Origin of the sequence: Dietzia sp. B44, assembly GCF_014145245.1 — a bacterium.
Lineage (GTDB): Bacteria > Actinomycetota > Actinomycetes > Mycobacteriales > Mycobacteriaceae > Dietzia > Dietzia natronolimnaea.
In genome coordinates this window covers 1-5,139 of the sequence record NZ_JAALEF010000094.1, presented here as the reverse complement: position 1 = coordinate 5,139, position 5,139 = coordinate 1, and the positions used below count along the sequence as shown (strand labels likewise).

Here is a 5,139-nt window from a genome sequence, read left to right as displayed (position 1 = left end):
GGCGGATCACGTCGCCGGTGGCGGGGTCGACGGCGAGGTCGACGACGGTGACCGACCGACCGTGGGACGCGGGCGCCACCACCACCCGCTCGTCGTTCTCCGCGTCCCGCACCCGGCAGGTCGCGGGACCGCCCGAGGCGCCGACGATCAGCGCGTCGACGGCGGGGTCCAGGCGCTTGACCAGGTCCAACTCGGTGAGTTCGTCGGGGCAGGCGCCGGGGTCGAGGTTGCCGTGCACGGTGGTGGACTGCACCAGGCCCACGATCGCCTCCACGCCGAGGAACTGCAGCGCCTCCACGGTCTCGTTGACCGCCTTGACCGGGTCGGCGAGCCGGGTCGTCGTCTCCGGGGCGCTGTCGGAGGGGAGGGTGACGGCCACGACCCCCACGCGGACGTCGCCGATGCGGTGGATCGCGAACGGGAAGGTGGGAGCCGCGTCGGGGGAGGGGAAGACGTTGGAGGCCAGGAACGGGAAGGCCGCGCCGCGGAACGGTGGCAGGGGCGGGTCCACCCGGCAGTCCTGCTCGGTGCGGCACCCCGGACGGACCAGGGAGCGGACGTGGTCGGCCCCCTTCTCGAGCTCGCGCCTCCCGACTCCGGCGCCGTCCACGCCGAGACGGTTGAAGAACTCGATCGTCGGCCGGTCGCCCAGCAGCGCCGCCTCCGGAGCGGTCCCACCGATCGAGTCACCGGTGGCCAGCAACATCGCGTCACCGGCCTGGTCGCGCAGCTTGCCCACCGTGGCGGCCAGGTGGGCCCCACCGCCCGCCGGCCGTACGTTTCCCGAGCCGTCCCGGAGCTGGCCCTGGAACCCCACCGGCCGGGTCAGCGCACCGGAGAACTCGCCGATGCCGAGGATGCGCACCGACTGCGTCTCCTCCGAGGGCGTCCAGGGTCGGCCGGACTCGCCGGTGCGGGCACCGGCGAGCGGGGTGCCGGCGAGGGTGAGGACCAGGGCGCCGATGGCCACGATCACCAGCGTGACGATCGCGGTCCGGCGGAGCGAGGGGGAGCCCGGTCCGTGGTGGTCTGCCGGGGATGGTGAGCCGGACCATACTCGGGTGCCGACCAGCGAGGAGTTCATGTCGTCCCATGAACTCTGCTGTCTCATCCGGCTCCTTCGATGTCCTTCGGTGTCGATCCGTCGCTGACACGCGTGATCACCAGCGGGAGCACCGCTCTGCGCACGCGAACCTTGCCCACTGTGCCGGTGTGAGGTCACGGGAGCCCGCCGGAACAGTCACGTTCCGGTCACAAAAGCGCGTGCGGCGGCCAGGAGGCGGTCGTTCTCCACGGGGTCGCCGATCGTCACCCGCACCCCGTGGCCGGCGAAGCACCTGGTGACGACGAGGTGGTCGCGGCAGTGCGAGTCGAATGCGGCCGCGGCGTCACCGAGCGGCAGCCACACGAAGTTGGCCTGGCTCTCCGGCACGGCATGGCCGAGATCGATCAGCGCGTCCCGGACCCTCGTGCGTTCGGCCACCACCGCATCCGTGCGGGCGCGGAGCTCGTCGCCCGCGTCGAGGCAGGCGATCCCGGCGGCCTGGGCGAGCGAGCTCACCGAGAACGGGACGACCATCTTCCCCACGGACACCACCAGGTCCGCCGGCCCGGTCAGGTAGCCCACGCGCAGCCCCGCCAGGCCGTACGCCTTGGAGAACGTGCGCAGAGCCACGACGTTGGGCCTGGCCATGGACTCCGCCACGCCGTCGACCGGGTCGTCGGATCTGAGGTACTCGTAGTACGCCTCGTCCAGCGCCACCGTGACCCGCTCCGGAACGCGGTCGAGGAACGCGGTGAGCTCGGCGTGGGAGACCGCCGGCCCGGTGGGGTTGTTGGGAGTGCAGACGAAGATCAGCCGGGTCCGGTCGGTCACGGCGTCGGCGATCGCGTCGAGGTCCAGGGTGCCGTCGGCCCGGTTCGGGACCGGGACCGGGACGGCGTGCGCGATCCGCGCGATGATGGGGTAGGCCTCGAACGATCTCCAGCCGTGGAGGACCTCGTCCCCGGGTGCGCACACCGCCTGGACGAGCTGCTGGCACAACGCCACCGAGCCGCAGCCCGCGGTGATGTTGCGCGACGGGATCCCGAGGAACTCCGACAACCGGGACACCAGCGCTCCGGCGGTGATGTCCGGGTAGCGGTTCACCCCGGCCGCGGCGTCCACGATGGCGGCCGCCACGCTCGGCAGCGGTCCCGCGGTGGTCTCGTTGGAAGCCAGTTTGACCGCTCCCGGGACGGTGGCGCCGGGGACGTAGGAGGGGATGGCGTCGAGGTCGCTGCGCACGTCGGGGGACATGCGTACAGAGTAGGACCACCGGATGACGGCGGGGTGTCCGGCCGTTTTGCGCACCGCGCCGACCGGTGTGTACTGTTATCCCTCGTTGGCTCAGCAGAGCCTCCAGGAGGCGTGCCAGAGCGGCCGAATGGGACTCACTGCTAATGAGTTGTCCTCCTTAAAGGGGACCGGAGGTTCAAATCCTCTCGCCTCCGCCATGCCGGAGCACCGGGTGACCGGTTGAACTGGCACGACAGATGAATAATGCGCCCGTAGCTCAATGGATAGAGCACTTGACTACGGATCAAGAGGTTAGGGGTTCGAGTCCCTTCGGGCGCACAGCAGCGGTACCGGCAGCGCCCTCGTCCACGCGGACGGGGGCGTTCGTCGTTCGTCCCTCCACCGATGCCTCACCGGGCCGCGGCCGTGTCCCGCCGATGCGCCCGGAGGGTCTCGACCTGGTCCCAGATCACGATCACCCAGACGGTCGCGACGACACTCCATCGGATCGCCGCGGCCGGCAGCTCGTCCCCGCCGGCCGAGACGAGGTCGGGGTGGATCACCGACTCCTGGGTCAGGACCAGGACCGTGAGGAAGGCGCCGAACACGACGTCGGTGACCACCTCGACGGCCAGTCGCCGCCGGGACCTCCCCGGGCGGGCCAGGCGCCGGATCTGCACCAGCGCCAGCGCCCCGATCAGGGCCAGGTAGCCCGCGAGCCAGACGGTGGGGATGTCCGGGTTCACCACCGTCTCGCCGCCGTTGAGGTGTCCGATGTAGAGGAACGTCGACGGCACGAAGGGCACGGCGGCGAGCAGCGCGAGGAGGTTCAACGAGACGATCGCGTCGATGCGGGTGTCCGGCCGGACCCGCGGATGGTCGAGTTCCGACGGGTCCCACGCGGTCGACGTGGTGAAGGGGTTGCGGCCCCCCTCGGGCGTGGTCCGCTCGACGATCACCACGAGCAGGGTCCAGGCCGCGAACGCCCACAGCAGGGCGGACACCACCCCGCTGACGACCTCACCGATGAGGCCGCCCAGTTCGGCCTGCGGGGCCGTCACCACGTAGACGATCGCGCTCGTGAGTGCTGCCAGGGCGCCGACGATCGGCATGAGCCAGCGCAGGACACGCAGCCACGCCGGGTAGACCTCGGGCCCGATGAGGTAGTGCCGTGCGCCCGAGTAGCGACGCGCCAGCGCGGCGGGGTCACCGAGCCGACCGAGCACGGCGCGCTCGATCGAGTCGGGGTCGGGAGCCGCGGCGCCGTCGCCGTGCCGGTCGAGCTCGGCCGCGACCATGTCGTCGATGGTCGCGGCGATCTCGGCGGAGATGTCGTCGCTCGTGCTGCCCGGCAGCCGCCGGACCACCTCGGCGATGTAGCGATCGGTCAGTGTGGACATCACGTCTCCGCCTTCCGCAGATCGGTGTAGGAGGCGCCCAGCGCCTGCCATTCGGAGTGGAGCAGCTCGGCGGTCTGGGCACCGAGCGCGGTGGTCTCGTAGTACTTGCGGGGTCGGGGTTCCTCCGTCCGCCACGTGGAGGTGAGCAGCCCCTGACCCTCCAGGCGGCGCAGCAGTGGGTAGAGGGTGTTGGCCTCGGTCGAGATCCCGGCCTCGGCCAACGTGGTGAGCAGGGCGTACCCGTAGCGCGGTCGCATGCAGGCCAGCAGGCTCGCCAGCACCACCGAGCCGCGCCGGAGCTCCTGCAGGTGGGTCCCCAGCACCGCGTCCACTCCGTCGCTCATGCCTCACACGGTACTGTGTGGCACACAGTATGGGAAGAGTGCGCCGCACAGGCACCCGGCTCGAGGCCGGAACGGTGATCGTCGGCGTGGGGGAATGCCCGCCCGCCGTCGCCCCCGCCGCCGGATGTCGTGCGCGGGGGTCGGGGGTGGGGCCGACGGTACGACGACGACGAGACCGGCCGCTTCGTAGGCTGTGCCGATGTCCCAGCCCGCTCGAGATGCGCTCCGCCGCAACGCCGGCCATCTGGCGTCGGTGGCACTGGTGATCATGTGGAGTTCGGGCTACGTCGGCGCGGAGCTCGGGACCCGGACCGGTGGGACCTCGCTGCAGCTGCTCGGCTGGCGGTTCTCGATCCTCGGGCTCCTGCTGCTCTCGGTCTGCCTCGTGCTCCGCGTGCGGTTGACCGACCGGAGGGCGTGGGCGCGGCAGGCGGTGCTGGGTCTGTTCAGTCAGGCCGTGTTCCTGTTCATGATCTTCGAGGGTGTCGCCCGCGGCGTCGACGGCGGGACGGCGGCGCTGATCGCGGCGCTGCAGCCACTACTCGTGGCGACGGTCGCGGGCAGGTTCCTCGGGGAACGGACCACACCGGTCATGTGGATCGGCATGCTGCTCGGAATGGCGGGCGTCGTGGTGGTGGTCTCGGGCGGCCTGGGTGCCGGCAGTGCCCCGTGGTGGGCCTACCTGTTCCCGGTGGCCGGGATGCTGAGTCTGGCCACGGGGACGGTCCTCACCCAGCGTCTCAGGCCCACGGAGACCCTCCTCCAGTCCATCACCATGCAGTCGGTCGTCGCGGCGGTGGCCCTGGTCGCCGCGATGCTGCTGGCCGGGCAGGGCGCGGTGCCGGCCGAGCCCGAGTTCTGGGTGGCGGTGGCCTGGCTGGTGTTCCTCTCCACGCTCTGCGGGTACGTCCTCTACGTGTTCGTCACCCGCACCAGGGGCGCCACGGTGGCCAGCGTCCTGCTCTACCTCACCCCGCCCACCACCATGGTGTGGGTGTGGCTGATGTTCGGGGTGCCGATCACTCTTCTCGCGGCTGTCGGTATGGCGGTCAGCGCGGTCGGCGTGATCCTGGTGCTGCGGTCCCGGGCAGCGGCGCAGGCCCAGCGCGACCGCCGG

5 protein-coding genes and 2 tRNA genes are annotated in these 5,139 nt (G+C 71.3%); 3 read left to right on the top strand and 4 right to left on the bottom strand.

Annotated features, from left to right (window positions below; genetic code table 11):
- Both G6017_RS04060 and G6017_RS04055 read right to left on the bottom strand, forming a co-directional pair.
- The coding region (locus tag G6017_RS04060) for a metallophosphoesterase family protein (protein WP_524536237.1) at positions 1–1,111 on the bottom strand (1,111 nt) is incomplete at its 3' end.
- A 129-nt stretch (positions 1,112–1,240) separates the two neighbouring features.
- Positions 1,241–2,299, bottom strand: coding sequence for a pyridoxal phosphate-dependent aminotransferase (locus G6017_RS04055; RefSeq protein ID WP_095717124.1), 1,059 nt, complete (start codon positions 2,297–2,299; stop codon positions 1,241–1,243).
- A gap of 105 nt (positions 2,300–2,404) precedes the next feature.
- Here G6017_RS04055 and G6017_RS04050 point away from each other — a divergent pair.
- Positions 2,405–2,496: transfer RNA gene (locus G6017_RS04050), tRNA-Ser, on the top strand.
- 48 nt (positions 2,497–2,544) lie between these two features.
- Positions 2,545–2,617 (top strand) — tRNA-Arg (locus G6017_RS04045).
- Between the two features lie 71 nt (positions 2,618–2,688).
- On the opposite strand, the gene G6017_RS04040 is transcribed toward G6017_RS04045, so the two are convergent.
- Both G6017_RS04040 and G6017_RS04035 read right to left on the bottom strand, forming a co-directional pair.
- Positions 2,689–3,678, bottom strand: a complete 990-nt coding sequence (locus G6017_RS04040) for an HAAS signaling domain-containing protein (RefSeq protein WP_182616047.1) — start codon at positions 3,676–3,678, stop codon at positions 2,689–2,691.
- Positions 3,678–4,022, bottom strand: coding sequence for a PadR family transcriptional regulator (locus G6017_RS04035; RefSeq protein ID WP_031265220.1), 345 nt, complete (start codon positions 4,020–4,022; stop codon positions 3,678–3,680). The genes G6017_RS04040 and G6017_RS04035 overlap by 1 nt, the downstream gene beginning before the upstream one ends.
- A gap of 199 nt (positions 4,023–4,221) precedes the next feature.
- Here G6017_RS04035 and G6017_RS04030 point away from each other — a divergent pair.
- Positions 4,222–5,139, top strand: a 918-nt coding sequence (locus G6017_RS04030; protein WP_179524303.1) for a DMT family transporter, incomplete at its 3' end; no start/stop codon positions are given.

Bases quoted from the DNA above. Each gene is read 5' to 3' on its own strand.
- G6017_RS04055 (WP_095717124.1), bottom strand. From the start codon at position 2,299: ATGTCCCCCGACGTGCGCAGCGACCTCGACGCCATCCCCTCCTACGTC.
- G6017_RS04040 (WP_182616047.1), bottom strand. From the start codon at position 3,678: ATGTCCACACTGACCGATCGCTACATCGCCGAGGTGGTCCGGCGGCTG.
- G6017_RS04035 (WP_031265220.1), bottom strand. From the start codon at position 4,022: ATGAGCGACGGAGTGGACGCGGTGCTGGGGACCCACCTGCAGGAGCTC.